Annotated in this window: 29 protein-coding genes, 1 tRNA gene and 1 pseudogene; 6 read left to right on the plus strand and 25 right to left on the minus strand. The window is 66.5% G+C overall.

Features of this window, described 5'->3' with window-relative positions; translation table 11 throughout:
• Positions 1-39: 39 nt before the first annotated feature.
• Complete coding sequence (locus C1933_RS15095) at positions 40-360, minus strand: zf-TFIIB domain-containing protein (RefSeq protein ID WP_108753911.1); 321 nt, start codon at positions 358-360, stop codon at positions 40-42.
• Between the two features lie 147 nt (positions 361-507).
• Here C1933_RS15095 and C1933_RS15100 point away from each other — a divergent pair, with 147 nt between their 5' ends.
• Together C1933_RS15100 and C1933_RS15105 are read left to right on the plus strand one after the other, a co-directional pair.
• Positions 508-1278 carry a CPBP family glutamic-type intramembrane protease gene (locus C1933_RS15100; protein ID WP_108753912.1) on the plus strand — a complete coding sequence of 257 codons (771 nt, stop codon included), beginning with the start codon at positions 508-510 and terminating at the stop codon, positions 1276-1278.
• Positions 1279-1359: 81 nt separating this feature from the next.
• Complete coding sequence (locus C1933_RS15105; RefSeq protein ID WP_108750836.1) at positions 1360-1782, plus strand: response regulator; 423 nt, start codon at positions 1360-1362, stop codon at positions 1780-1782.
• A 26-nt stretch (positions 1783-1808) separates the two neighbouring features.
• Here the strand turns inward: C1933_RS15105 and C1933_RS15110 are convergent, their stop codons facing one another.
• From C1933_RS15110 to C1933_RS20395, 3 genes and pseudogenes are all read right to left on the minus strand, one after another.
• Positions 1809-2237 carry an SMI1/KNR4 family protein gene (locus tag C1933_RS15110; protein ID WP_108753913.1) on the minus strand — a complete coding sequence of 143 codons (429 nt, stop codon included), beginning with the start codon at positions 2235-2237 and terminating at the stop codon, positions 1809-1811.
• 19 nt (positions 2238-2256) lie between these two features.
• The gene (locus tag C1933_RS15115) at positions 2257-3123 is read right to left on the minus strand and encodes an alpha/beta hydrolase-fold protein (protein ID WP_325051513.1); all 867 of its coding nucleotides are present in this window, start codon (positions 3121-3123) and stop codon (positions 2257-2259) included.
• Positions 3124-3951: pseudogene (locus C1933_RS20395) on the minus strand (alpha/beta hydrolase-fold protein); the annotation flags it as partial.
• Positions 3952-4044: 93 nt separating this feature from the next.
• Between C1933_RS20395 and yghX the strand changes: the two are divergent.
• Together yghX and C1933_RS15125 are read left to right on the plus strand one after the other, a co-directional pair.
• A complete protein-coding gene (gene yghX, locus C1933_RS15120; RefSeq protein WP_108753914.1) occupies positions 4045-4932 on the plus strand; it encodes a YghX family hydrolase in 888 nt (295 codons plus the stop codon).
• Positions 4933-5427: 495 nt separating this feature from the next.
• Positions 5428-5823 carry a hypothetical protein gene (locus C1933_RS15125; protein WP_325051503.1) on the plus strand — a complete coding sequence of 132 codons (396 nt, stop codon included), beginning with the start codon at positions 5428-5430 and terminating at the stop codon, positions 5821-5823.
• Positions 5824-6063: 240 nt separating this feature from the next.
• Here the strand turns inward: C1933_RS15125 and C1933_RS15130 are convergent, their stop codons facing one another.
• Positions 6064-6549: a surface-adhesin E family protein gene (locus C1933_RS15130; RefSeq protein ID WP_108753915.1), complete on the minus strand. Its 486-nt coding sequence runs from the start codon at positions 6547-6549 to the stop codon at positions 6064-6066.
• A gap of 315 nt (positions 6550-6864) precedes the next feature.
• On the opposite strand from C1933_RS15130, the gene C1933_RS15135 reads away from it, so the two are divergent.
• Positions 6865-7194 carry a hypothetical protein gene (locus C1933_RS15135; protein ID WP_108753916.1) on the plus strand — a complete coding sequence of 110 codons (330 nt, stop codon included), beginning with the start codon at positions 6865-6867 and terminating at the stop codon, positions 7192-7194.
• Between the two features lie 46 nt (positions 7195-7240).
• Here C1933_RS15135 and C1933_RS15140 read toward each other — a convergent pair.
• From C1933_RS15140 to aspS, 19 genes are all read right to left on the minus strand, one after another.
• Positions 7241-7316: transfer RNA gene (locus C1933_RS15140), tRNA-Lys, on the minus strand.
• A 299-nt stretch (positions 7317-7615) separates the two neighbouring features.
• Positions 7616-8281, minus strand: coding sequence for a 7-cyano-7-deazaguanine synthase QueC (gene queC / locus C1933_RS15145; protein WP_108750841.1), 666 nt, complete (start codon positions 8279-8281; stop codon positions 7616-7618).
• A 78-nt stretch (positions 8282-8359) separates the two neighbouring features.
• Positions 8360-9061, minus strand: coding sequence for a 7-carboxy-7-deazaguanine synthase QueE (gene queE / locus C1933_RS15150; RefSeq protein WP_108753917.1), 702 nt, complete (start codon positions 9059-9061; stop codon positions 8360-8362).
• A gap of 156 nt (positions 9062-9217) precedes the next feature.
• Positions 9218-10045, minus strand: coding sequence for a tol-pal system protein YbgF (gene ybgF, locus C1933_RS15155; RefSeq protein ID WP_108750843.1), 828 nt, complete (start codon positions 10043-10045; stop codon positions 9218-9220).
• 3 nt (positions 10046-10048) lie between these two features.
• The gene (gene pal, locus C1933_RS15160; protein ID WP_108750844.1) at positions 10049-10564 is read right to left on the minus strand and encodes a peptidoglycan-associated lipoprotein Pal; all 516 of its coding nucleotides are present in this window, start codon (positions 10562-10564) and stop codon (positions 10049-10051) included.
• A 64-nt stretch (positions 10565-10628) separates the two neighbouring features.
• Positions 10629-11948 carry a Tol-Pal system beta propeller repeat protein TolB gene (gene tolB / locus C1933_RS15165; protein WP_108753918.1) on the minus strand — a complete coding sequence of 440 codons (1320 nt, stop codon included), beginning with the start codon at positions 11946-11948 and terminating at the stop codon, positions 10629-10631.
• 178 nt (positions 11949-12126) lie between these two features.
• Positions 12127-13179 (minus strand): cell envelope integrity protein TolA, encoded by a 1053-nt coding sequence (gene tolA / locus C1933_RS15170; RefSeq protein ID WP_108753919.1) that lies wholly within the window; start codon positions 13177-13179, stop codon positions 12127-12129.
• On the minus strand, positions 13169-13597 hold the full coding sequence (gene tolR / locus C1933_RS15175; RefSeq protein ID WP_108753920.1) for a protein TolR: 429 nt from the start codon (positions 13595-13597) through the stop codon (positions 13169-13171). Before tolR ends, tolA begins: the two co-directional genes overlap by 11 nt.
• A gap of 24 nt (positions 13598-13621) precedes the next feature.
• Complete coding sequence (tolQ, locus tag C1933_RS15180; RefSeq protein WP_108750848.1) at positions 13622-14401, minus strand: protein TolQ; 780 nt, start codon at positions 14399-14401, stop codon at positions 13622-13624.
• Positions 14402-14411: 10 nt separating this feature from the next.
• Positions 14412-14843 carry a tol-pal system-associated acyl-CoA thioesterase gene (gene ybgC, locus C1933_RS15185; protein WP_108753921.1) on the minus strand — a complete coding sequence of 144 codons (432 nt, stop codon included), beginning with the start codon at positions 14841-14843 and terminating at the stop codon, positions 14412-14414.
• Positions 14833-15873 (minus strand): Holliday junction branch migration DNA helicase RuvB, encoded by a 1041-nt coding sequence (ruvB, locus tag C1933_RS15190; RefSeq protein ID WP_108750850.1) that lies wholly within the window; start codon positions 15871-15873, stop codon positions 14833-14835. Before ruvB ends, ybgC begins: the two co-directional genes overlap by 11 nt.
• A 194-nt stretch (positions 15874-16067) precedes the next feature.
• Positions 16068-17987 (minus strand): potassium transporter Kup, encoded by a 1920-nt coding sequence (locus tag C1933_RS15195; protein ID WP_108750851.1) that lies wholly within the window; start codon positions 17985-17987, stop codon positions 16068-16070.
• A 49-nt stretch (positions 17988-18036) separates the two neighbouring features.
• Positions 18037-18630: a Holliday junction branch migration protein RuvA gene (gene ruvA, locus C1933_RS15200; protein WP_108750852.1), complete on the minus strand. Its 594-nt coding sequence runs from the start codon at positions 18628-18630 to the stop codon at positions 18037-18039.
• A 13-nt stretch (positions 18631-18643) separates the two neighbouring features.
• Positions 18644-19165 (minus strand): crossover junction endodeoxyribonuclease RuvC, encoded by a 522-nt coding sequence (gene ruvC / locus C1933_RS15205; protein WP_108753922.1) that lies wholly within the window; start codon positions 19163-19165, stop codon positions 18644-18646.
• A 105-nt stretch (positions 19166-19270) separates the two neighbouring features.
• Entirely contained in the window at positions 19271-20002 is a 732-nt protein-coding gene (locus tag C1933_RS15210) for a YebC/PmpR family DNA-binding transcriptional regulator (protein ID WP_108753923.1), read from the minus strand.
• 181 nt (positions 20003-20183) lie between these two features.
• Positions 20184-20816 carry a cobalamin adenosyltransferase gene (locus C1933_RS15215; RefSeq protein WP_108753924.1) on the minus strand — a complete coding sequence of 211 codons (633 nt, stop codon included), beginning with the start codon at positions 20814-20816 and terminating at the stop codon, positions 20184-20186.
• A 78-nt stretch (positions 20817-20894) separates the two neighbouring features.
• Entirely contained in the window at positions 20895-21416 is a 522-nt protein-coding gene (locus tag C1933_RS15220) for a GNAT family N-acetyltransferase (RefSeq protein ID WP_108753925.1), read from the minus strand.
• 32 nt (positions 21417-21448) lie between these two features.
• Positions 21449-21766: a DNA primase gene (locus C1933_RS15225; protein WP_108753926.1), complete on the minus strand. Its 318-nt coding sequence runs from the start codon at positions 21764-21766 to the stop codon at positions 21449-21451.
• Positions 21767-21782: 16 nt separating this feature from the next.
• Positions 21783-23534 (minus strand): aspartate--tRNA ligase, encoded by a 1752-nt coding sequence (gene aspS, locus C1933_RS15230; protein WP_108753927.1) that lies wholly within the window; start codon positions 23532-23534, stop codon positions 21783-21785.
• A gap of 159 nt (positions 23535-23693) precedes the next feature.
• Between aspS and C1933_RS15235 the strand changes: the two genes are divergently transcribed.
• Positions 23694-24437, plus strand: a complete 744-nt coding sequence (locus C1933_RS15235; RefSeq protein ID WP_108753928.1) for a DUF3011 domain-containing protein — start codon at positions 23694-23696, stop codon at positions 24435-24437.
• A 51-nt stretch (positions 24438-24488) separates the two neighbouring features.
• On the opposite strand, the gene C1933_RS15240 is transcribed toward C1933_RS15235, so the two are convergent.
• Entirely contained in the window at positions 24489-25133 is a 645-nt protein-coding gene (locus C1933_RS15240; protein ID WP_108753929.1) for a hypothetical protein, read from the minus strand.
• Positions 25134-25155: the final 22 nt, after the last annotated feature.

The following is a 25155-nucleotide window of genomic DNA, read 5'->3' on the forward strand; positions in this document are numbered from 1 at the left end:
TCTCCTGCAGTCGAGCAAGCTCGACTCTACCTACCGTTCTCAGAAATCAAACAGCTCCGACAGGAAACTTTCCTTCTTCTTTTTCTTGTAACCCTGCCCATGCTGCCCGCGGCTGTCTTCATAGCGCTGGCCCAGATGGCGGGTATCACGATGCACCACCTGCGCGGCCACCTGCGGCTGCGCCTGCACCGGTGCCGGCGGCGGCACCGCAGCGCCTGCAGCAGCCCCGGCGCGCTCGATGATCTTGTCCAGTTCACCACGGTCCAGCCACACGCCGCGGCAGCTGGGGCAGTAGTCGATTTCAATGCCATGGCGCTCGGCCATCTGCAGGGTCTGGGTGGTGCACACGGGGCACTGCATGGGCGTCGCTCCTTTCAGTCTGTCCTTGACTGTACCTGTATCTCGATGACTGTTCGGCAACATGACCGATGACACAGGGACTAACGGGGCGCGCGCTCGCGTTGCCGGCCACACACACTGCAGGTTCATCCCGCAAGGAGCGCGCGCATGAATCCCGCTTCCCGCCTGCCCGCAGCCGGCCGCCTGTTGCTGATGCTGCTGGGCGTCGGCCTCGGCCTGAACCTGCGTGACCTCAGTGCGGCAGCGGGCCTGCCCATCCCCGCCTTGCCCATTCCGTATGGCGGCAGCCTGCTCGACAACGCCTTGGCGGTGCTGGTGGCGCTGCTGCTGGCGGCCCTGCTGCGCCCCCGTGGCGAGGGGCTGGCGGCCAGCCTGGGCCTGCGCTGGAACGGCGCGCGCGGCCCGCTCTGGGTGCTACTGGCCAGTCTCACGTGCTGGCTGGGTCTGGCGGCACTGGGCACACCCAACACCGCGCTGACCGCAGTGGACGCCACGATGCTGGCCGTGCTGTTTCCGCTGGCCGAGGAAGTGCTGTTCCGTGGCCTCGGCTTCGTTCTACTGGTGAAGATCGTGCGCGGCCCTTGGGCGCTGCTGGCGCTGCCGCAGGCGCTGCTGTTCGGGCTGGTGCACTGGCTGGGGTTTGGCGGTTTCGGGGGCGGCACCACCGCCCTGTTCGTCGGGGTGGTCATCGCGTTCGGCGGGTTCATCTTCGCCTGGCTCGACCATCTGGACGGCAACACCCTGTGGTGCGGTCTGGCCCTGCACGTATCGATGAACCTGGCCTGGAATGTGTTCAGCCTGGACGATGCGATGGCGCTGGGCTGGCAGGCCACCAGCCTGCGCATCGGCACCGCCCTGTTGGCCGTGGTCGTATTGGGCCTGCACGCACGCCGCAGACGCGCTGTAACGTTGTCTTAGCCCGTCCTGCACACGGATATCACCCTACGGTCGAGCATACTTGCGCGCCTTTTCACCGCTGCTGTCCGGAGTTGTCGCGTCATGTTGCTGTCCAAGCGCCACGTTGAACCGCGCGTCCTGCTGATCGAGGATGCCGAAGAAACCCGCGAGCTGAGCCGCATGGCGCTGGAAAGCCAGGCCTGCCACGTGGTGGGCGTCAGCAGCGCCGAGGCCGCGCTGGGCCTGCTGGCCGCCGGTGAACGCTTCGATCTGCTGTTCACCGACGTCAACCTGGGCCGGGTAAGCGGCATCGAGGCCGCCAACCAGGTGCGCGGGCTCTACCCGCAACTGCCGATCCTGGTCACCTCGGGCATGGACCAGCACAGCGTGCTGCCGCAGCTGCGCGCAGGCATCCATTTCCTGCCCAAGCCGTACAACATGAGCGAGCTGCTGGATGCGATCCGGCTGTGCTTCCGCCATGCCGACGCCGGCGTGCTGACCGGACCGGACGCGCAGGCGGCGTAAGGCATTCATCCACGCATGGCGTGGGTCTACGCCAGCCACGCATCCATCATGTCGTAGAGCGAAGGGAACAAGCATTCCACTTCGCCCTCTTCGTGCAGGTACAGCAGCACTTCACCCTGTGCGGTCACCAGCACGGGGTTCCCGGCACCGTCATCGGAAAGCACCACGGCGTCGCGCAGCTCATCCTGCAGCCCCTCACCATAGAAGTCGCGAAAGCGCAGCGTCAGCTCGGTCACCGTCTCGCGACCGACCAGCGAACCATTCGCAAACGCGTGCACGTCCACCCCGGCGAACGAGCCACCGAAGCGCTTGATGAATGCCACGTACTGCGGGTCGAACACCACGCCCAGCGTCTGCTGGGCCTCGGCAATCTGCGCGTCCGTGGCCGGCAGCCCACGCAGGCTGGGATGATCGGCATGCAACGCCTCCACCCGCGCAATCAGATCGGGCGGCATCTCATCACATCCACGATAGTCAGCCACCGGTGTAAGGACCCTCCCCCGGCAGCACGTCCAACAGCGCACGGGTGATCACCCGCGGGTAGACGGTCAGATGGTCTTCGCCGTCGATCACAACGTTGTCCACCTGCAGGTTGCGGCCAGGGCGCTGCAGCTGGGTGGTGAAATCGGCCGCCTGCCGCAGCATGTCATTGCCGGTGGAATAGCGCGGGCCGGGCTTGATGGTTTCGTAGCCGCCGACCGACAGCAGCACGCGGGTCGGCTGCGCGGGAATGACGGCGGCCTCCTGCAGGCGCGGCAGCAGTCCCTGGTCGAACCACAGCGAAGGGCTGGACAGGATGTAAGTGCTGAACAGGTCCGGCTGGGTGGTCAGCACATAGGCGCCGAACAGGGCGCCATAGGAATGCCCGGCGAACGTGCGCCGGGCCGCATCGGTGCGGTAGCGCGCATCGACCAGCGGCAGCACCTGCGTGGCCAGGAAATCGCGGTAATGCGCGGCGCCGCCGTAGGTCACATCACTGCTGTAGTAGTCGGCAGGAATGCGCGCCGGGTTGCTGGGTGTGTAGTCGCGCGAGCGGCTCTGCTTGGACGTCAGGCCTTCCTGCGGCGGCAACCCGACCAGGATGAAGTCCTCGATGTTCTGCCCCTGCTGCCCCACCAGGTTGCGCACGCTACGCACCAGCGGGAAGCTGTACAGCGCATCGGTCACGTACAGCACCGGGTAGCGCTTCTGCGGGTGTTCGGCATAACCGGCCGGCAAGGCCACCCAGATGGGATAATCGCGGCCCGCCGGATCGTGCACACGCAGCGTCTGGGTATCGGGCAGCGCTACATACGGCTGCGCCGACGCGACTTCGGCAACGGCCGGCGCTGCGGCGGGCAGCGGGAACAAGGTGCGCAGTGCCTGCAGCGCGGCCGGGTGGTAGATCGTGGCGTGGGTTTCATCCGGCAGCGGCTGGTACTTCACCAGCGGCGACGGCGAGGCCTGCTGCAGCAACGCGGCAAGTTTGGCGCTGGCATCGGCCAGTTCCGGCTGGCCACTGCTGGCCAGGAACACACGCGGGCCCGCCTTGGCCACGGCCGGCAAGCGCTTCGGCGCCGCCGCCAGCAGCGCGCCCTTGTTCCACCACAGGCTGGGGTCCAGCGCGATATAGCTGTTGAACAGCCCCGGTTCCTGCAGCAGGGTTTCCACCACGAACAGGCCGGCCAGCGATTCCCCCATCAGCGCGCGTTCGTCGGTGGTGGCGTAGCGCTGGCGCACCTGCGGCATCAGTTCGTCACGCAGGAAGCTGCGGTAGGCCGCCGAACCACCAATGCGCGGGGCAATCTTCTGGTCCTGCGGGTCGCTGCTGGGGCCGGTCATGTCGCGGCGGCGCTCGGTGTTTTCGATGCCCACCAGCAGGAACGGGCGCATGCTGCCGTTGCCGGTCAGCACCTGCACCAGCCCCGCCACGTGCAGGAAGTCTTCGCCGATGCCACCGTCGGGCATGTACAGCACCGGCAGCGGCGCCTTCGGGTCCAGCCCCCAGGGCTGCGGCCGGTAGACGTTGATGCGGCGGGTTTCGCCCAACGCCTTCGATTCGATCGTGAAGGTTTCGCCGATGGCCAGCGGCGCGGCGGCAGCCGACTGCGCGGGCGGCGCCGGTTCGGCCGCGTGCAGCGGTGCGGCACAGGCGGCCAGAAGCAGGAACGGAAGCACGAACAACCGCATGGTGGAATCCTTCACCGGAAATTCTTCGAGCATAACGGCCTGCGGCAGGACAGTGCTAGATTCGGCATTCGCCCCTGCGCCTGGAGTGCCCGCATGACCCGACTGACCGCCAAGGACTTTCCCGCCGAACTGCTGGAGCTGTACGACGGTTACGTGCATGGGCGCATGAGCCGCCGCGATTTCCTGGATCGCGCTGGGGCTTTCGCCGTCGCCGGTGTCACTGCCGGCACGCTGCTGGCCGCGCTCACGCCCGACTACGCGCTGGCGCAGCAGGTGTCCTTCACCGATCCCGATATCCACGCCGAATACCTCAGCTACCCCTCGCCCAACGGGCATGGCCAGGTGCGCGGCTATTTCGTGCGCCCGGCCAAGCTGGAAAAGCGCCTGCCCGCGGTGGTGGTGGTGCACGAGAACCGTGGTTTGAATCCCTATATCGAAGACGTGGCACGCCGCGTAGCCAAGGCCGGATATATCGCACTGGCACCGGATGGACTGAGTTCGGTAGGCGGTTATCCGGGCAATGATGATCGCGGCCGCGAACTGCAGAAGCAGGTCGATCCGCAGAAACTGATGAATGATTTCTTCGCGGCCATCGAATATCTGCGCGCGCATGCACAGGCTAGCGGCAAGGTCGGCATTACCGGTTTCTGCTACGGCGGCGGCGTCAGCAATGCGGCGGCGGTGGCCTACCCGGAACTGGACGCGGCGGTGCCGTTCTACGGGCGCCAGGCCGACCCGAAAGACGTGCCACGCATCAAGGCGCCGCTGCTGCTGCACTTCGCCGAGAAGGATGACAACGTCAATGCCACCTGGCCGGCGTACGAGGCCGCGCTGAAACAGGCCGGCACGCATTACCAGGCGCATGTGTACCCGGGTACCAACCACGGCTTCCACAACGATTCGACACCGCGCTACGACAAGGCCGCGGCCGATCTTGCATGGGAGCGCACGCTGGCGTGGTTCCAGCGTTATCTGGCGTGAGTGGATGTAGGGCGCGCATGTCGCGTTTGGACCGACGCGCCGCGCTCGCCACGCATCAGCGCCTTTGCTTGGATCATGGAAGGCGCTCACAGCAGTCGCGCATTACTTCGCGCTTTGCGACATGTTTGAGCGCATTCCACTAGCCACTGGCGCAGAAGCGTCCTGCGCTGTCGCGTGCTGCGCTGGCTGCACCTGCAACAATGCAGGTGCGCCTTGGGGTTGGATCTCTGTTTCAGACAATTCTGATTGAAACCCAAGCGCAGGCGTAACCAACATGCAGCGCCACCGACAACGGGTGGCACCGGGCCTGCAAGCCCGGAATGACAATCACGCTGTTGTTTACGCTCGCCCGTCGGCACCGTCTGTGGATGGTGCCGGCGGGTGATCCGTCGGCCTTCATGGTGGGCGGTGCGTGGGGGTTTTCGAACCCGCCGGTTACTAGCGTGATGTCATTCCGGCTTGCAGCCACGCACCGCCCGCCACCCGTCCTGCGCGGTGGCACGCCTGCCCTTTGCCGAGGACGCCGACATGACCCTACCGCCGCCGCATCCGCTGTACGCCCACCACGACAGCGTGAATGACGATGACAACCCCGCCCCCGAACTCAGCACCGTCTGGGGATGCTTGAAAGGCATTCGCCGTGGCGATGCCGCAGATGGGCAGCCGTGGCCGGAAACCGGCTTGCCGCCCGGTCGGCAGCAGGCGCTGGCGCGGACAGAACGTGCCGCCGTTGGGCTGCTGACCGTCGCCGAAGTACTGCATGCCGCCGAGCGCTGTCGGCTGGCCGGTACGCCTGGGCAGCACATGGATGAAGGTGTGGTGGACGGCTTGTTCCTGGCCCTGCGTGGCTTGGCGGAGAAAGTGTGTGGGGAGGTCCGGCCGCCCGAGTAGTGCTCGCGTCTCGGCACAGCCTTGGAGCCCTCACGGAGATCGAAGGCCACATGTGCAGCTCGCCAGAATGCGAAGCAATGGAAGGGTGCAGACGCGAAAAAGGCCGCGCCACATCGGTGATCTACCAGGCCTGATTTGTCTGTGCCACGATGACCGTGCGGACCTCATGGCGGGCCTTGAACTGATCTTGAGCGGCGTTGCGCGGCGGCTTGCCGCGCAACGCTGAAGCCTGGCGCGGGCTCAACCCGCCGAGCAGGCGACGTCCAATACCGCAGCATTCAGTGTGCCCGGATGCACCGGCACAGGATCGAGCGGCTTGGGTTCGCCCCCGAGATACTCGTTGTCTGCGCTGAGTTCCAGACTCGAGAGATGGGCCACGGTGTGCTTCTTGCAGTCATAGCGTGATCGAACATCCATGTATCGGGTCCGGGGGTGAACCTTGAGATCGTCGGGTACGTCATCAAGCACCTGGCGGATCGACAGCGTGACAGTGTCACCCTCGCGTTGCAGCTTCTGCTGCCTGTCGATATAGGTCTTGGATGACGCACTGCTGCCCAGGTAATACCAGCGCTCGGGTGATTTGACTCCGTCTGCTCTGGCTGATGCCTGCGTGCCTGCATTCCCCTGCGCTGCGCCCGCTTTTTCGGCTGCCTGGACCGAAGTACTGCCCAGGGCCACAGTGGCGAGAAGAATGGCGCCAACGCGTTTCAATTCAACAAACGTCATGTAATTTCTGCTCCTTGCTACGACATGGGGGGGGCAAGTATGCCGTTCGATCAAGCTTCGATTTCCACTCTTGCCTGAATAGGCTGCCTATCGAGTTCGCGGCGCGGCATGATCAATCTGCGCAGAAGCAGGTCAACGCACGCATGGCATCTGGGCTGCGCATCTTTGAACCGCTCGACGGAAATGACTCAGAGCGCGGGTTGGCGGAGAAGGTGTGTGCGGAGATCCGACCGACGTAGCCGCATGCGCCGCAAAGCGGGCCATACTTGGGCCGGGCCGTAACGCGCTCTATCTGCACCCTACAAGGAGGTACACATGTTGAATGTCTTGATCATGGCCGCGCTGGCCGCTGCTCCGTCCCCTTCCGCGCCCTACGGCGACTGCCTGCTCGGCAACATCCAGCCCGGCCTGTCCGATCGCGCGGTGAATCTGGTGCAGCAGGCCTGCGCCGCCAAGCACCCGGAGAGCTTCGCGGCTTCGCTGGAACTGGAGCGTCGCCAGGCTGCGCAGCGCCAAGTGCAGTTCGATGCGGATCGCATGGCTGCCCAGCGCGCAGCGGACGCTGCGGCCAGGGCGGCCGATGTGGCTGCTCACGCGGCGGCGGAGCGCGAGGCCGCGCGGGCCAAGCGCGCTGAGGCGAAGTAGTCGAAATGAAAAAGGCGCCCATCGGGCGCCTGAGTCATTGCTGCATTGGTGGGCCGTGATGGATTCGAACCATCGACCAAAAGATTAAAAGTCTTCTGCTCTACCGACTGAGCTAACGGCCCATGCATGCCCAACCTTTCGGCGGGGTCGGCATTTTACCCTACTTTGATGGCTTGGTGGGAAGGTAGTCGAGGTAGTGGCGGGTTGTGCCCGGCGAAGAGCAGTGCGAACCAAGGTTCGCACCTACCAATCGGGCGGTTCGCACCTACCCATCGGGTGGTCGCACCCGCCAGAGAGTGCGAACCGAGGTTCGCACCTACCCATCGGGCGGTTCGCACCCACCATTCGGGTGGTCGCACCCGCCAGAGCAGGGCGAACCAAGGTTCGCACCCACCCATTGGGCGGTTCGCACCTATCAGGATCAGGCGTAGAGGGTCGGGTCGGCTACGCCGGCGTCGGCGAAGCCCTGCGCGCGCAGGCGGCAGGCGTCGCAGTGGCCGCAGGCGGCGCCGTTGGCATCGGCGTTGTAGCAGGACACGGTCAGGCCGAAATCCACGCCCAGGCGCACGCCTTCGCTCACGATCTGCGCCTTGCTGAGGAACTGCAGCGGTGCGTGCACGCGGATGCCCGCGCCTTCCACGCCGGCCTTGGTGGCCAGGTTGGCCAGCGCCTGGAAGGCGGCGATGAACTCGGGGCGGCAGTCCGGGTAGCCCGAGTAGTCCACGGCGTTCACGCCGCAGAACAGGTCGTTGGCGCCCAGCACTTCGGCCCAGCCCAGGGCCAGCGACAGCATGATGGTGTTGCGTGCCGGCACGTAGGTGACCGGGATGCCCTCGCCGCCCGCTTCGGGCACGTCGATGTCGTCGGTCAGCGCCGAACCGCCGATGCTGCGCAGGTCCACGTCCACGGTCTTGTGCGCGACCACGCCCATGGCCTTGGCCACGCGCGCGGCGGCGTCCAGTTCAGAGGTGTGGCGCTGGCCGTAGCGCACGCTCAGGGCGTGTACGGCGAAGCCCTGTTCCTGGGCCATGGCGATGACGGCGGCTGAATCCATGCCGCCGGAGAGAAGCACGACTGCCTTCTTCATGGGGAAAACGTCCGGTTGGGAGGGGAAAGCCAGCACGCTGTCCCGCGCCGGAACTACATCAGGGCACCACGCCCGGGCTCATCGGCCCGGTTCGTCGTTCCACAGGATTTTATGCAACTGCATCTGGAAGCGCACCGGCAGGCGGTCTTCCACGATCCAGTCGGCCAATTGGCGGGCGGTGATCTCGCCCTTGCTGGGCGAGAAGAACACGGTGCAGCGCTTCACCAGATCGTGTTCGGCCAGCACGCCCTTGGCCCAGTCGTAATCTTCGCGGCTGCAGATGACGAACTTGATCTGGTCGCGGCGGGTCAGCAGCGGCAGGTTTTCCCAGCGGTTGCGCGCCACTTCGGCCGAACCGGGGGTCTTGATGTCGACCACGCGGGACACGCGCGGATCGACCGCGCTGACATCCAGCGCGCCGGAGGTTTCCAGCGAGACGTCCAGGCCGGCGTCGCAGAGCTTTTCCAGCAGGATCAGGCAGCGCTTCTGCGCCAGCGGCTCGCCGCCGGTCACGCAGACGTGGTGCACGCCCTGGGCCAGCACCTCGGCCACGATGTCGTCGATATCCCACCAGGTGCCGCCGTGGAAGGCGTAGGCCGTGTCGCAGTACTGGCAGCGCAGCGGGCAGCCGGTCAGGCGCACGAACACGGTCGGCCAACCGGCGGTATCGGCTTCACCCTGCAGCGAGGTGAAGATCTCGGTGATCTTCAGCCGGGGCAAGGGTGACTGCACGATCTCGCTGGGCGTGGCGACGGCGGCGGACAGGGGGACGGCGGTCATGGCGGGCACTTCTTCATGGGGCGGGCAGCCCGATGGATGGCCGGGCGCCACAAGCAAAGGCAGCCGAGCATGGCTCGGCTCTACAGGAACTACAACGCAAGCAGCCGAGCATGGGCTCGGCTCTACGGGTGACGCATTGTACGCCGGGGCAGCGGCTCAGCGGATCTGCTGGCCCAGGCGGATGGACTGCAGGCGGTCCTGGGCGGTGCGCGCGGCATCCGAACCCGGGTACTGCGCCACGACGGTTTCCAGGGTCTGCTGGGCCTGGTCAACCTTGCCCTCGCCATACTGCGAGAGGCCGACCTTCAGCAGCCCGCCAGACGCCTTGTCGTGGGTGGGATAGCGCGAGAGCAGTTCGCGGAACTGTGACTCGGCCATCGGGAAATTGCGGGTGGCGTAGTAGCTTTCGCCCAGCCAATACAAGGCATTGGGGGCATAGACGCCATTGGGGTACAGCTCGAGGAAGCTGAGGAACAGCTGCGCCGAATCGTCGTACTTGCCGGCCTTCAACGCGTCGAAAGCGACGTTGTAGGCGGTACGTTCATCGCCGGTAGTAGCCAGGCTGCCCGGATCGCCGTGCACCGATGGCGGCCGCTCGGAAGTGGCCGCTGCAGTGGGCTTGGCCGGGGCCGCGGGGGCCTTGGGCGCGGTGGAAGCACCCGCCGGAACGGGCGGCAGGGCCGGGGCGGCAGAGCCCCCTTCCAACCGGTTCAGGCGGCTGTCCAGATCCAGGTACTGGTCCTGGGCGGACTGCTTCAGCTGGGCATTGTCGTGCTGCAGTTGCTCGATGGAAGCCTGCAGGCTGGTGACCTGCTGGCGCAGCTGATTGATCTGGTTCAACAGGTCCTGGTTGGCACTGTTGTTGTACATCTGCTGCTCGAGCGCGCCGACACGATCGGCCAGGCTCTGTCGCTGTGCCTGCGCCGGTGCGGCAGCCACGAGGGCTGCCGCAACGACCAGCATCAGTTTGATGCCGATGCGCATGGATTACTGCGCGGTGTAGACGATTTCGACGCGACGGTTCTGCGACCAGCAGGACTCGTTCGACTCGGTGCAGACCGGACGCTCTTCACCGTAGGACACGACGGTCAGCTGCGAAGCCGAGCCACCGTTGGCCTGCAGGGCCGAGTTCACGCCGTTGCCACGACGCTCGCCCAGGGCCTGGTTGTACGCGCGCGAACCGCGCTCGTCGGTGTGGCCCTGCAGGGTGATGCGCGAGGACGGACGGTCACGCAGGTACTTGGCGTGGCAAGCCATGATGGCCTGGAATTCCGGCTTCACGTCTTCCTTGTCCAGGTCGAAGTAGACAACGCGCTGGCGCAGGCAAGCGTCGGTGTCCAGGTCGCCCGGGCCGTACAGGCCGGAGGTGGCCGGACCGGTCGGCTGGGTGGTCGAACCGGTGTCGACCGGGGCTGCCGGCTCTTCCTTCACCTTCTTCGAGCAACCGGCCAGGACGGCCACAGACAGCAGGGAAACAAGCAGAACGCGGGTGGTCTTGTTCATGGCAATACCTTTGTGGCTCCTAGGCCGATGAGGGGTTCAAAACAGCGGAAATATTAACACTCTTTTAGCGCTGGGTACGGTAGGGGGACCATGCCGGTTCGCGCACATCACCGTCAGCCAGGACCAGGCGCTGGCGCACCCGTGCATCGGCCGAAACGGCGTACAGCACACCACGGCCACCCTCGCGGGCGGCGTACAACACCATGCTGGCGTTCGGGGCGAAGCTGGGCGATTCGTCCAGCGAGCCCGGGGACAGGGTGCTCCAGCGCGGCGAGCCCAGCGAGCTGTCCATCATGGCGATCTTGTAGCTGTTGCCCGAACCCTGCGCCACCACGATCTTCTTGCCGTCGTAGGACACCGAGGGCTTGGCGTTGTAGTTGCCCTGGAAGGTGACGCGCTCGGCGCTGCCGCCGCCGGCACCGACCTTGTAGACCTGCGGGCGACCGCCACGGTCGGAGGTGAAGTACACCGCGCTGCCATCGGCGGCCCAGGTCGGCTCGGTATCGATGGCGAAGTGGTTGGTCAGCTGGGTCAGCTGCTTGCTGCCCAGATCCATCACGTAGATTTCCGGATTGCCCGAACGCGACAGGGTCAGGGCCAGCTTGCGGCCGTCCGGCGAGAACGCCGGGGCGCTGTTGATGCCACGGAAGCTGGTGACCAGCTCACGCGCGCCGGTGGAAATGTTCTGGATGTAGATGGCCGAATTGCCACGCTCGAAGCTGACGTAGGCCAGCTTGCCGCCGTCCGGGCTCCACGAGGGCGACAGCAGCGGCTCGGCCGAACGCACGATGGTCTGCGGGTTGTAGCCATCCGAATCGGCCACCATCAGCGCATAGCGCATGGCGTCGCCCTTGCCGCTGGCGGTGATGTAGGCGATGCGGGTCCAGAAGGCGCCGCGCACACCGGTGATCTTTTCATAGATGGCATCGGCCATCTGGTGCGCCACGTCGCGCATGGCATTGCCACGGGCGGTCATGGCCAGGCCCAGCAGGCGCTCGCCCTTGGGCACGTCGAACAGTTCGTATTCCACGCGGTAGGCGCCGGCACCGGCGTCCATCACCCGGCCGACCACGATGTAGTTCTGCTTCAGCGCGCGCCAGGTGGCGAACTGGATGTCGCCGCCACGGGTGGGCTTTTCCACGATCTGCGCTTCGGGCAGCGTGCGGAACTGGCCCGAACGCTCCAGGTCGGCGCGGACCACGCCGGCCACGTCGGTCTGCGGGGCACCGGCCGAACCCTGGTAAGGCATGGGCACGATGGTGATCGGCAGCGCGGAGGCATTGCCGCCGATGATTTCAAGGTCAAGGCTCCTCTGCTGCGCGAAGGCAGCGAAGGGCAGCAACAGGGCCGCAAACACGGCAAGCCAGCGAGGCATCTTCTTCATGGAGCGCTCAATGAGGGGAAACCGGTACGAGGGATAGCAAACGGCGAGTGAACCGCTTCGCAATCATGAACCAAGGGTACGTGAATTCCGGGTCAGTGCCAGCCCACGCCATCACGCGGCGTTGACCTGACGCCCCCGCCCGATGCTGCGGACGAGGGCATCTGTGCACACCCAGGGCTTAGTCCTGCGGGGTGAAGGTCAGGTTGAGCGTGCGTGCGAACACCTGTTCGAAGCCGCGGTACGGCAGCGGCTGGGCGTTGAGCACGGCGGCCTCGATCGAGCGCTTGCCGGCCTCGTCATACGGGCAGTTGGCACCCACCTTGGCCTGCAGCACCTGCCCACCCGGAATCTGGGTGATGGTGATCTGGCACTTCTGGCCCAGCGGCACGCTGTCGGGACGGGTCCACGAACCGCGGATCTTGTTCACCAGCGCGGCGGCGTACTTGGCCGACAGATCATCGCTGGTGCCACCACCGCCACCGGCCGGCTGCGCCTGGCCACTGCTGCCTGCATTGGCGCTGCCAGCGGCGTTGCGTGCGGCGGCCACCTGGCGCAGCTTCTGCTCGGCCAGCTTGGCCTCCTTTTCGGCCTGCTCACGCTTGGCGCGGATCTCGGCAATCTTCTTCTGCCGGTCCGCTTCGGCCTTGTCGGCCGCCACGCGCTGCTGCTCGGCAATCTTCTTCTTGGCGTCCTCTTCCTGCTGCTTGGCCAGGCGTGCCTTCTGCTCGGCCTCTTCCTGGCGCTTGCGCTCGGTCAGGTCGATCTGTTCCTGGCGGCGCTTGGCTTCCTGTTCCTGCTTGGCCTTTTCCTGCGAAATGGCCAGGGCATTGACCGCTTCCTGGTCCTGCGTATCCGGCTGGGCCACGCGCTCCTGCGCCTGTTGCTGCTGCGGCGTGGGCGCGTCCTGCGGGCGCGGTTCCTCGATCGGCTGCGGCGGCGGAATGGTGTCTTCGGGCACCGGAATGGGCTCGGCCACCGGCTCGGGCAGCTCTTCCAGCTTTTCCGACTGGCGCAGGGCCTGGCGGGCGGCGGCGGCTTCGGACGAAGACACGGCCAGGCTGGCCTCGACCGACGGATCGCCGGCGGCCGCTTCAGTGTTGCGCTGGGGCGACCACAGCCAGGCGCCGATGAAGACCAGCGCGACCAGCAGGTGCACCAGCACGGCCAGGACCAGGGGCAAGCCCCAGCCCGGTTCCTGCTTGTGCGGCGGTGGCAGGGCGTCAGCGTGCATCGGTGGCCAGGCCTACCTTGTCCACTTTCGAACGCTTGATCACGTCCATCGCGGCGATGACCTTTTCATAGGCCACGGCGCGGTCGGCGGCCACGATCACGCGCACGTCCTTGTCCTGCGCGGCAATGCCGGACAGGCGCCCTTCCAGTTCCTCGGCGGTGACGGCGGTGGGTTCCTTGGCGTCGGGCAGCTTCAGGCTCAGCTGGCCGTCCTGGCGCACCGACACGATGACCGGGTCCTGCTTGCTTTCCAGCGCCTTGGCGTTGGAGGTGGGCAGATCGACATCGAAACTGAGGGTGAGCAGCGGCGCAGTGACCATGAAGATGATCAGCAGCACCAGCATGACGTCGATATAGGGAACGACGTTGATTTCCGATTTCAGCTTGCGGCGCTTGCGGCGACCGATGGCAGCGGACATGGCTTGGACTCCCGGGTCAGGCGCTTACTCGTCGCCAGCGCTCTGGCGCTGCAGGATGGAGCTGAACTCCTCGGCGAAGGTCTCGAACCGCACCGACATGCGCTCAACGCGGGTGGTGAAGCGGTTGTAGGCCCACACCGCCGGAATGGCCACGAACAGGCCGATGGCGGTGGCGAACAGCGCTTCGGAAATACCCGGGGCCACCGAGGCGATACCGGCCTGTGCACCACTGCTGATCATGTCGTGCATGGTCACCATGATGCCGAACACGGTGCCGACCAGGCCCACGTACGGGGCGGTGGAGCCGATGTTGGCCAGCAGTTCCAGGTTGCGTTCCAGCTGGTCCACTTCGCGGGTGTAGGTGGTGCGCATGGCGCGCTGGGCGCCTTCCAGCTGCGCGCGGCCATCCAGGCGGCGCTTGTCGCGCAGGCGGGTGTATTCGCGGAAACCGGCTTCGAAGATGGCTTCCAGGCCGCCCACGTTGCGGCTGCGGTCGGTGGCCGAGCTGTACAGCTTGCCCAGGTCGGCACCGGACCAGAAGCGGTTCTCGAACTCGTCCGCCTCGCGGGTGGCCTGCTTGAACACGCGGGCCTTGCGGAAAATGATGACCCAGCTGACGAACGAACCGATCAGCAGCAGCAGCACGATGATCTTCACCGGCAGGCTGGCCTTGGCCATCAGTTCGAGGTAGTTGATGCCGCCGCCGGTGGTGGCCTGGGCAAGGGTCTGGGTCGCGGCGTTGCTGACGTCTGCCGGCAGTGCCTCGGTGACCGTGGCCTGCAGGGCCAGGAGCGTTGCGATCATCCGTTGTTCCTCAGTGTTCGGATTCAGGGTGGAGGTGGGGGTGCAGCGCGGCCAGGACGGCATCGTCCATGCCACGCGGGCGGAAACTGGCCGCGTCCAGTGCGGCAATGCGGACCTGCGCGGACAGCAGCAGCTGGCCCTCGCGCAGGACCTGCTGGTCGAAGACCATGCTGGCCTTCTTCAGCTGGACCAGGGTGGCGCTCACCTGCAGGGCATCATCCAGCCGGGCCGGCTTGATGAAGTCCATCTGCATCGAACGCACCGCAAAGACCAGCCCGTGTTCGGCACGCATGCGCTCCTGGCCGTAGCCCAGTGCGCGCATCCATTCGGTCCGGGCCCGTTCCATGAAGGCCACGTAGCGGGCGTGGTAGACCACCCCGCCAGCGTCCGTATCTTCCCAGTAAATGCGTGTCGGCCAACTGAATCGCGGTTCAACCGACATCGGGAACCTCCGCGAACAGGTCCTGCGGCGGGTTTTTCGGCTTCAGCCCCATGTGCCGGTAGGCCTTGTGGGTGGCCATGCGGCCGCGCGCGGTGCGCACCAGGAAGCCCTGCTGGATCAGGTAGGGTTCAACCACGTCTTCCAGCGTGCCGCGCTCTTCGGACAGCGCCGCGGCCAGCGATTCGATGCCTACCGGGCCACCGTCGAAGTAGTCGACCATGGTTTTGAGCAGGCGCCGGTCCAGTTCGTCGAAGCCTTCCGGGTCGACTTTCAGCATCTGCATGGCGGCCTGGGCCACGGCTTCGTCGATATGGCCGCCGGCCTTGACCTGGGCGTAGTCGCGCACGCGGCGCAGCAGGCGGTTGGCGATACGCGGGGTGCCACGCGCGCGGCGGGCGATCTCTCCTGCCCCGTCGGCGGTGCAGTCGATGCCGAGGATGGCGGCCGAGCGGCGCACGATGCGGGTCAGTTCCTCAACGCTGTAGAACTCCAGGCGCTGCACGATGCCGAAGCGGTCGCGCAGCGGCGCGGTCAGCAGGCCGGCGCGGGTGGTGGCACCGATCAGGGTGAACGGTGGCAGGTCGATCTTGATCGAGCGGGCGGCGGGGCCCTCGCCGATCATGATGTCGATCTGGAAGTCTTCCATCGCCGGGTACAGCACTTCTTCCACCACGGGCGAAAGGCGGTGGATTTCGTCGATGAACAGCACATCGTGCGGCTGCAGGTTGGTCAGCAGCGCGGCCAGGTCGCCGGCCTTTTCGATCACCGGGCCGGAGGTGACCCGCAGGGCCACGCCCAGTTCGTTGGCGATCACGTGGCTCAGGGTGGTCTTGCCCAGGCCCGGGGGCCCGAAGATCAGCACGTGGTCCAGCGCATCGCCACGGGCCTTGGCGGCCTGGATGTAGATTTCCATCTGCTCGCGCACCGGCGCCTGGCCGAGGTAATCGGCAAGGCGCTTGGGGCGGATGCTGGCGTCGGCGGCGTCATCCTCGCGGGTGGCGCCGGCGCCAATGATGCGGTCGTCGGTCATACCGTGATTATGCGGCAAAAGTGCATGGGGTCGGATCCGTTTTCCGGCGGAAAACGGCTCTGACCCCGAACCGGGACACCGGCAACATGGGGTCGGATCCGTTTTCCAACGGAAAACGGCTCTGACCCCACTGCCGGATGCTCGACGCATGGGGGCAGAGCCCTTTCCTGCGGAAAGGGATCCGACCCCTGCGATCAGATTTCGACCTGCGCGCCGAGTTCGACCAGGCGGTTACCGGGAATGCGGAAGAAGCCGGTGGCCGGGGCGGCGTTGCGATGCATCAGCGCAAACAGCTTGTCGCGCCAGATCGGCATGCCGCGGTTGGCGGTGGCCACGATGGTTTCGCGGCTGGCGAAGAAGGTGGTGTCCATCGGGTCGAAGTAGATGCCGCCGTGGTCGCACGAGCGCATCAGCGCCAGCGGTACGTCCGGGGTTTCCATGAAACCGAAGCGCACGTAGACCCGGTAGAACTCATCGCCCACCGATTCGATCTTCAGCCGCTGCCCTTCCACCGCATACGGAATGGGCAGGGTTTCCACGTGCAGGAACACGTTGCGCTCGTGCAGCACCTTGTTGTGCTTCAGGTTGTGCATGAGCGCATGCGGGGCCACGGTCGGGTCGGCGGTCAGGAACACCGCGGTGCCCGGCACGCGCACCGGCGGCGCCAGCATCAGGCCCGGCAGGAAGGTGTCGATGCGGATACCGTCCTTGCGGATCTCATCGCGCAGCAGTTCGCGGCCGCGGCGCCAGGTGCGCATCATGGTGAACAGGAAGATGCCCAGCACCACCGGGAACCAGGCGCCCTGCAGCAGCTTGGCGCCATTGGCGATGACAAAGCCCAGGTCGATGATGAAGAACACCACGCACAGCGGCAGGATCCAGTTGCGCGCCTTGGGCCACAGCGAACGGGCCACCAGGGCCAGCAGCAGGGTGTCGATCAGCATGGTGGCCGACACCGAGATGCCGTAGGCCACGGCCAGGTTGGACGAACTGCGGAAGGCCAGCACCAGGCCGATCACCATCACCGCGATGCCCCAGTTGATGCCGGGAATGTAGATCTGGCCGATGGTGTCGTGCGAGGTGTGCTTGATGCGCATGCGCGGGATGTAGCCCAGCTGCATGGCCTGGCGCGACACCGAGAACGCGCCGGTGATGACCGACTGCGAGGCGATCACCGCGGCCATGGTGGCCAGGATGATCATCGGGTACAGGGCCCAGGACGGCACCGCTTCGAAGAACGGGTTCTTCACTGCTTCGGGGTGGTTGAGCACCAGCGCGCCCTGCCCCAGGTAGTTCAGCACCAGGCACGGCAGCACGAAGAAGTACCAGGCGTGGCGGATGGGCTTGGCACCGAAGTGGCCCATGTCCGCGTACAGCGCTTCGCCGCCGGTCACCGCCAGCACCACCGCGCCCAGGATGAAGATGCCGTGCCAGCTGTGGTCCATGAAGAAGCGGATGGCCCACCAGGGGTTGAACGCCTTGAGCACTTCCGGCGAATCGACGATGTTGTAGATGCCGATCGCCGCCAGCGAGATGAACCAGATCGAGGTGATCGGCCCGAACAGCTTGCCGATCTTTTCGGTGCCAAAGCGCTGCACCGCGAACACCGCCAGCAGCACCATCACGGTGATCGGCACGATGAACGCATGCAGGCCCGGCGCGGCCACTTCCAGGCCTTCCACCGCGCCCAGCACGGAAATGGCCGGCGTGATCACGCCATCACCGAAGAACAGCGAGGCACCGAAGATGCCCAGGATGCCCACCACGTAGGCCGAGCGCGACCCGTTGCGCAGGGTGCGCTGGGTCAGCGCCATCAGCGCCATGATGCCGCCTTCGCCATCGTTGTCGGCACGCATGATGATAGTCACGTACTTCAGGGTGACCACGATGTTCAGTGCCCAGAACGCCAGCGACAGCACGCCCAGCACGGTGTCGTGGTCACTGGTGAGCCCGTAGTGCGGCGAGAACGCCTCTTTCAGGGTGTACAGCGGGCTGGTGCCGATATCGCCGAACACCACGCCGATCGCACCGATGATCAGCGCCAGACCCCCAGCGGGGGGAGCGTGACCGTGGCCGCCGTGGGCGGCATCGTGCGGAGTTTGACTGCTGGACATGGGGCTCCTGGCGGGGCTCAGGCGTGGTGTAGGGGATGGAGGACGCGGCTCAGCGCAGCGCCGATTGCAGGGCCTTGCGGATGACCGTGGCCACTTCGTCGCCTTCATTGAAGGCATCGCGGGCCATGCGGGCCGCTTCGGTGGGCTTGTAGCCCAGCTGCTGCAGGGCCACGGTGGCATCGGCCAGCGGATCGGCCGGTGCCGGGCCACTGCCGGTGGGCAGCGCACCGCCGGCACCGAACTGGGCGGCGCGGTCACGCAGCTCCAGCACCATGCGCTCGGCGGTCTTCTTGCCGATGCCCGGAATGCGGGTCAAGGCGGTGATGTCGCCGGCCTGGACCATGCGCGCGAACTCTTCCACGGTGACCCCGGACAGCACGGCCAGCGCGATCTTCGCGCCAATGCCGCTGACCTTCTGCACATCGCGGAACAGCCGGCGCTCGCCCTCGCGCAGGAAGCCATACAGCGAAACGCTGTCTTCCTTCTGCGAATAATGGGTGTACAGGATGACCTCGCGGCCGAGTTCGGGCAGGTCGTAGAAGGTGCTCATCGGCGCCTCCAGCTCGTAGCCCACCCCGTTCACATCCACCACCAGCCACGGCGGCGCCTTGTAGGCGACGATCCCGCGCAGTCGACCGATCATTGCGTGCAGCTCCTCATTTGCGGCCCCACGCCTGGCGGGCACTGAGCCCCAGGCGGTTGGCCGTTGCCCTTACGTGGGCATGGGTGATGGCTACCGCCAACGCGTCGGCCGCGTCGGCCTGCAGCTTGGTTTTCAGGTTCAGCATGAGCCCGACCATGTGTTGGACCTGTTGTTTTTCCGCGCCGCCACGGCCGACCACGGCCAGCTTGATCTCGCTGGCCGCGTATTCGTGCACCGGCAGGTCGCGCAGCACCACCGCGGAAATGGCCGCGCCGCGGGCCTGGCCCAGCTTCAGCGCCGAATCCGGGTTGCGCGCCATGAACACTTTTTCGATCGCCACTTCCTGCGGCTGGAACTCCTGGCACAGATCGGCCAGGCCCAGCACCAGCAGCTTCATGCGCTGGGGGAAATCGTCGGCGCCCAGCAGCACCAGCGGCTGGTGGTGCACATGGCTGACCTTGCCGGCGGCGTCGACATCAATGATGCCGACCCCGGTCCGCTGGGAACCGGGGTCGATGCCGAGGATGCGGGTCATGCGGCACTCCTGGCCGGGTGGAACGGGAAGCGCTGGCAGGCGTATGGGCTCATGACTGTCCGCGGTGACCGTTCAACGGCCCGCGCCCAGACCGTCGAAGACGGCTCAGGCGTAGGCGTCGGCGCCGAGTTCGGCGTTGGAATACACGTCCTGCACGTCGTCCAGGTCTTCCAGCATGTCCAGCAGCTTCTTCACCTGCAGGGCCACATCGCCTTCGACCTTGATGTCGTTGTCGGCGCGGAAGGTGATTTCCGCGTGCCCGGGCACGTGCCCGGCAGCCGCCATCGCGTCCTTGACCGCGTTGAACGCGTCAGGGCTGGTGACCACGTCGATCGAGCCGTCGTCCGGGTAGACCACGATGTCGTCGGCGCCGGCCTCGATGGCCGCCTCGGTGATCGCCTCTTCGTCGGCGCCCGGGGCGAAGCTGAGCACGCCCAGGCGCTTGAACATGAAGGCGACCGAGCCTTCGGTGCCCATGTTGCCGCCGCACTTGCTGAACGCGTGGCGGACATCGGCCACGGTACGCACGCGGTTGTCGGTCAGGCAGTCGACGATCACGGCCACGCCACCGGGGGCGTAGCCCTCGTAGCGGATTTCCTCGTAATCGACGCCTTCCAGTTCACCGGTGGCCTTCTTGATGGCGCGTTCGATCACGTCCTTGGACATGTTCACGCCCAGGCCCTTGTCCATGGCCACGCGCAGGCGCGGGTTGTTGTTGGGGTCGCCTCCACCGCCGCGCGCGGCCACGCCGATCTCGCGGATGATCTTGGTGAAAATCTTGCCACGCTTCGCGTCGGACGCGTTCTTGCGGGCTTCGATGGAGGGGCCTCTACCCATGGGTGCTACCGTCTGGCTGCTTCAGGATCAAGGCGCGGATTCTACCTGATCGGGGGCGGCAACCGTGTCTAGGGTGGATGGAGGGTGCCGGGTGTGGCTGGGGAAGAGCGTGCGAACCAAGGTTCGCACCCACCAGGGCAGGTCGGTTCGCACCCACCAGGGCAGGTCGGTTCGCACCTGCCTATGCGGCGGCGGCGTCGCGGCTGTGGTCGAACTGGCCGTGCTGCAGGAAATGCGCGGTCTGCCGCGCGGCATCGGGCGATACCACCAGGCCGCTGTGGCTGGTGCGCACCACGCAGTGGTCGGCCAGGCCCGGCAGGCGGGTCTCGTCCAGCGCCACCGTACCGTCGGAGGCTTCGCCCATTGCCCCCAGCAGACTGCCCAGGCCATGTGGCACCGACCCGGCAATCAGCCCGACCTTCGCCCTGCCCTGCCAGTCCGGCAGGCCATCGAGCAGCAGTTCGCTGCTGCGGCCCAGGGCCAGGCCCCAGCCGTGTTCGGACAGCGAGCGCGCGGTGCCACTGCCGCGCAGCGGCGAGCCCAGGCAGACCACGCGCTGCACCGGCAACTGCGGCTGCCGGCGCAGGGCTTCCAGCGCCACCAGCCCGCCCAGGCTGTGGCCGACCAGCGACAGCGGGCCGGTGCCGGCCAGGCGTTCCAGCAACTGCGGCACGGCCACGTCCGGCCCGCCGAAGATCGAGGCGTAACCGAAGGTGTGCACCTGGAACCCACGCGCGCGCAGGCGCCAGGCCAACGGCCCGACCCAGGCGCGGGCATTCCAGATGCCATGCAGCAGCAAAACAGGGGGATTCATGCGTGACAGCCTGGCGTTGGGCGGGGCGGGATCTGCAGTGATTGAACGAAATCGCAGGGCAAGCGGCAGTGAACGCGCTCAGGCCGGGCGCGGTTCGCGGCGCAGGATGAATTCGAGATCGTTGATCTGGCCGACCGGGAACAGGTACTCACCGGCCTTCTGGAAGCCATAGCGGGCATAGAAGCGCTGTGCGCCGAAGTTTTCCGACCACACGCCCAGCCACAGCGTGCGCGGGCCGTCGCGCTCCAGCCAGGCCAGCGCGGTTTCCAGCAGGCGGCTGCCCCAGCCACAGCTCTGTTCGGTCTTCACCAGATACAGGCGCTTGAGCTCGCCATCGCCGGGCTTCACGTCCGGGTGCGGCAGGCCACAGGGGCCGGCGGCGGCATGGCCGACGGCCTCCCCGCCCCGTTCCAGCAGCCACACCGCATAGTCGGGGTGGGCCAGGATGATGCGCTGGCGCTCGACCGTGTAGGCCTCCTCCAGGAAGGCCTGCAGGTCCTGCGGCGGGTACAGATGGCCGAAGGTTTCAGTGAACGTGCGCGCGGCCAGCGCCGACAGGGTCGGCGCGTCGTCCACGGTGGCGCGGCGGATCGAATACATGGGTCGAGTGGACGCCAGGGCGACGGTCGGGGTCAAGCCCGTTCCGACGACTCGGTTTCGTCCTCTTCTTCCTCTTCCTCGTATTCCTCTTCGTCCTCGTCCTCGCCCTCTTCTTCCTCGTCCTCGTCGAACTCTTCCTCTTCGTCGTCTTCGTAATCCTCGACGCCGAAGTCTTCACCGTCCCAACGACCTTCGCCGTCGGCGACGAAGGTCAGCGCCATCGCCGCCGGGTTGGTACCGACGCGGACCAGCCAACCACCGAATACACGTGCACGCTCGGTGACCAGAGTGGCCTCGGAGCCTTCATTGCCCAGCTTTTCCCACTCCAGCGAAAACGCGAACTCGGTCATTGCGTGGATCTCCTGATCAGTTGGTCTTGGGGCGAACCTGGATATGCACTTCGGCCAGCTGCACGTCGACGATCGGCGACGGCGCATCGGTCATCAGATCCTGCGCACCGGTGGTCTTCGGGAACGGAATGACGTCGCGGATGGACTCGGTACCGGCCATCAGCGCGGCAATGCGGTCGATGCCGAAGGCGATGCCGCCGTGCGGCGGCGCGCCGTAGTTCAGCGCGTCCAGCAGGAAGCCGAACTTGGCACGGGCTTCTCCGGCGCCGATGCCCAGCAGCTCGAAGACCGCGCTCTGCATGTCCGGGCGGTGGATACGGATCGAGCCGCCGCCGATTTCATTGCCGTTGAGCACCATGTCGTAGCCGCGCGAAACGGCGGTACGGGCGTTGGCGCGCAGGTCGGCGATATCGTCCACGGCCGGCGCGGTGAAGGGGTGATGCAGGGCGACGTAGCGCTGTTCTTCCTCGTCCCATTCGAACATCGGGAAGTCGGTGACCCACAGCGGCGCCCAACCGTCGGCGACCAGGCCGAAGTCCTTGCCGGCCTTCAGGCGCAGCGCGCCCATGAAGTCGGACACCTTGTTGTAGCCACCGGCACCGAAGAACACGATGTCACCGTTGCCGGCGCCGACGTGGGCCACCAGCGCAGCGAAACGCTCTTCGCTGAAGAACTTCTGGATGGGCGAGCTGACTTCGCCGTTGTCGGCGATCTTGATGTAGGCCAGGCCCTTGGCGCCGTACTTGGCGGCATGCGCGGCGTATTCGTCGATCTGCTTGCGCGACAGGGTGGCACCGCCCGGAATGCGCAGCGCGGCAACGCGGCCGTCAGCATCGTTGGCCGGGCCGGTGAACACGGCGAACTCGCTGTCCTTGACCAGCTCGGCCACGTCCACCAGTTCCAGCGCGATGCGCAGGTCCGGCTTGTCCGAGCCGTAGCGGCGCATTGCCTCGGCCCAGGTCATGCGCGGGAAGCTGGCCGCCAGCGGCACGTCCACCACTTCCTTGAAAATGGCGCGGATCATGTCTTCAACGAAATCCTGCACGTCGCGCTCGCGCACGAAGGCGAATTCCATGTCCAGCTGGGTGAATTCCAGCTGGCGGTCGGCGCGCAGGGCTTCGTCGCGGAAGCAGCGCGCGATCTGGTAGTAGCGGTCGAAGCCGGCCACCATCAGGATCTGCTTGAACAGCTGCGGGCTCTGCGGCAGGGCGTAGAACTCGCCCGGGTGCATGCGCGCCGGCACCAGGAAGTCGCGCGCGCCTTCCGGGGTGGCCTTGGTCAGGATCGGGGTTTCGATGTCCTGGAAGCCGCGCTCATCCAGGTGGCGGCGCAGGGCCTGCACCAGCTTGATGCGGGTGCGCTGCATGCGCTGCATTTCCGGGCGGCGCAGGTCCAGGTAGCGGTACTTCAGGCGGGTGTCTTCGCCCGGGTTCTCGTGGGCGTGGAACGGCAGCGGCGCGGCCTTGTTCAGCACGGTGATGGCGGTGGCGATCACTTCCACCTTGCCGGTGGCGATCTTGTCGTTCACTGCGTGGCGCGCGCGCACCACACCTTCCACCTGCAGCACGTCTTCGTAGCCCAGGCTGGCGGCCACGGCGAACACTTCGGCGTTGTCCACCTCCACGGTCACCTGCACGATGCCTTCATGATCGCGAAGATCGATGAAGCAGACGCCGCCCTGGTTACGGGCCACGTCGGTCCAGCCGGCGAGGGTGACAGTCTGGCCAATCAGGGTCTCGTTGACCAGGCCGCAGAAGTGGGTACGCATGGGGGGAAAGCTCCGCTGGAGAACGCCGGCACCCGACGGGGGCCGGAAAGCCTCGTATTCTGCGGCCGAGGGCCCGGCTGGGGCAAATGCGGACGGTCACGCGGGCTTTATCCGCCCCGTCCTTATAGTCGCGCACCACACACCGTATGGGGATTTGCCATGAAAGCGCTGTCCCTGGCCAGTCTGGCCACCACCCTGACCCTGGGCGCCCTTGCCGGGCTGCCCCTGTCCCCCGCCCCCGCCGCCGCGCAGACCGGCGTGGTCCGCTGCGAAAGCCAGAACAACCGTGAACGGGTCTGCAGCACCGGCTGGCGCGACGCCCAGCTGGTACGCCAGCTGTCCGGCTCGGCCTGCGTGGAGGGCCGCACCTGGGGCAGCCGCAACGGCAGCATCTGGGTCAACGGCGGCTGCCGCGCCGAATTCGTCGAAGGCCGTGGCGGCTGGGGCGGCAACAACGGCGGCGGCTGGGGCGGCGGCAACAGCGGCAGCACCATCCGCTGCGAAAGCCAGGACAACCGCGAGCGCACCTGCCCGGTGAACTGGCGCGGGGCCACCCTGGTTCGGCAGATCTCCGGCTCGGCCTGCGTGGAAGGGCAGACCTGGGGCGTGCGCCGGGGCGCCATCTGGGTCAACCGCGGCTGCCGCGGTGAATTCGCCGAAAGCCGTGGCGGCTGGGGCGTCGGCAATGGCGGCGGCTGGGGTGGTGGCAACAGCAACTACACCGTTACCTGCAGCAGCAACAACAACCGTACCCAGAACTGCAACTGGGATGAGCGCCAGGGCCGACCGGTCCTGCAGCAGCAGCTGTCCGGCAGTGCCTGCCAGGAAGGCCGCAGCTGGGGCTATTCGCGCGGCAGCGTGTGGGTCAGCAACGGCTGCCGGGCGCGCTTTGGTACCCGTTGAGGCATGGGGTCGGAGCCCCTGCCTTGGGCAGAGGATCCGACCCCCAACAGTTCAGTGCCGGGCCGGTGCCTGCTCGGAACCCCACGGCGCCGGCGGCAGCGCCACCGGCTTGCCCAAGTCGAATTCGACGCGGAAACGCCGCCCGCCGGGGCGGGTCAGTTCATAGACGAACCGCTGGTCCGGCTCGATCTCCATCGCCCACACGTTGTGGGTGGAGGCCAGCATGTCGGCGCGGCGGAACATGGCCACCGAATCGGCATCGGCAGGGAACTGCTGGCGCTGGGCGGTGCCCGGTGGCGTGCTGTCGCCGCCGTACAGGGTGATGACATCGGGGCTGCCATCGGCGTGCCTGTGGTCGTGCTTCAGTTTCAGCCCATGCTCGGTGCGGGTCAGGATCCAGGTGCGCGAATGGTCATCGCCCACATGGAACGGGATGCGCAGCTCATGGCCGGGGTCGTCGCAACCGCGCACATGCATCACCAGCGGCTTGCCGGCAAACGGATCGTCGCCTGCGGGGGGCGGGGTGTCTTCCACTACCCGGCCGGCGAACGCCTGGCCGCAGTGCGCGGCCACGGCGGCCATGAAGGCATCGGAAGGCGCCGTGGCCACATCGTGGCTGATCGGGGGCTGCTGCTGCGAACAGGCCGCAAGGGCCAGCAACAACGCGGCGGACATGGAGGCGGAACGGACAGTCATGACCCCACCCTAACGGCCATGG

Source organism: Stenotrophomonas sp. ZAC14D2_NAIMI4_6, from assembly GCF_003086875.1.
Lineage (GTDB): Bacteria > Pseudomonadota > Gammaproteobacteria > Xanthomonadales > Xanthomonadaceae > Stenotrophomonas.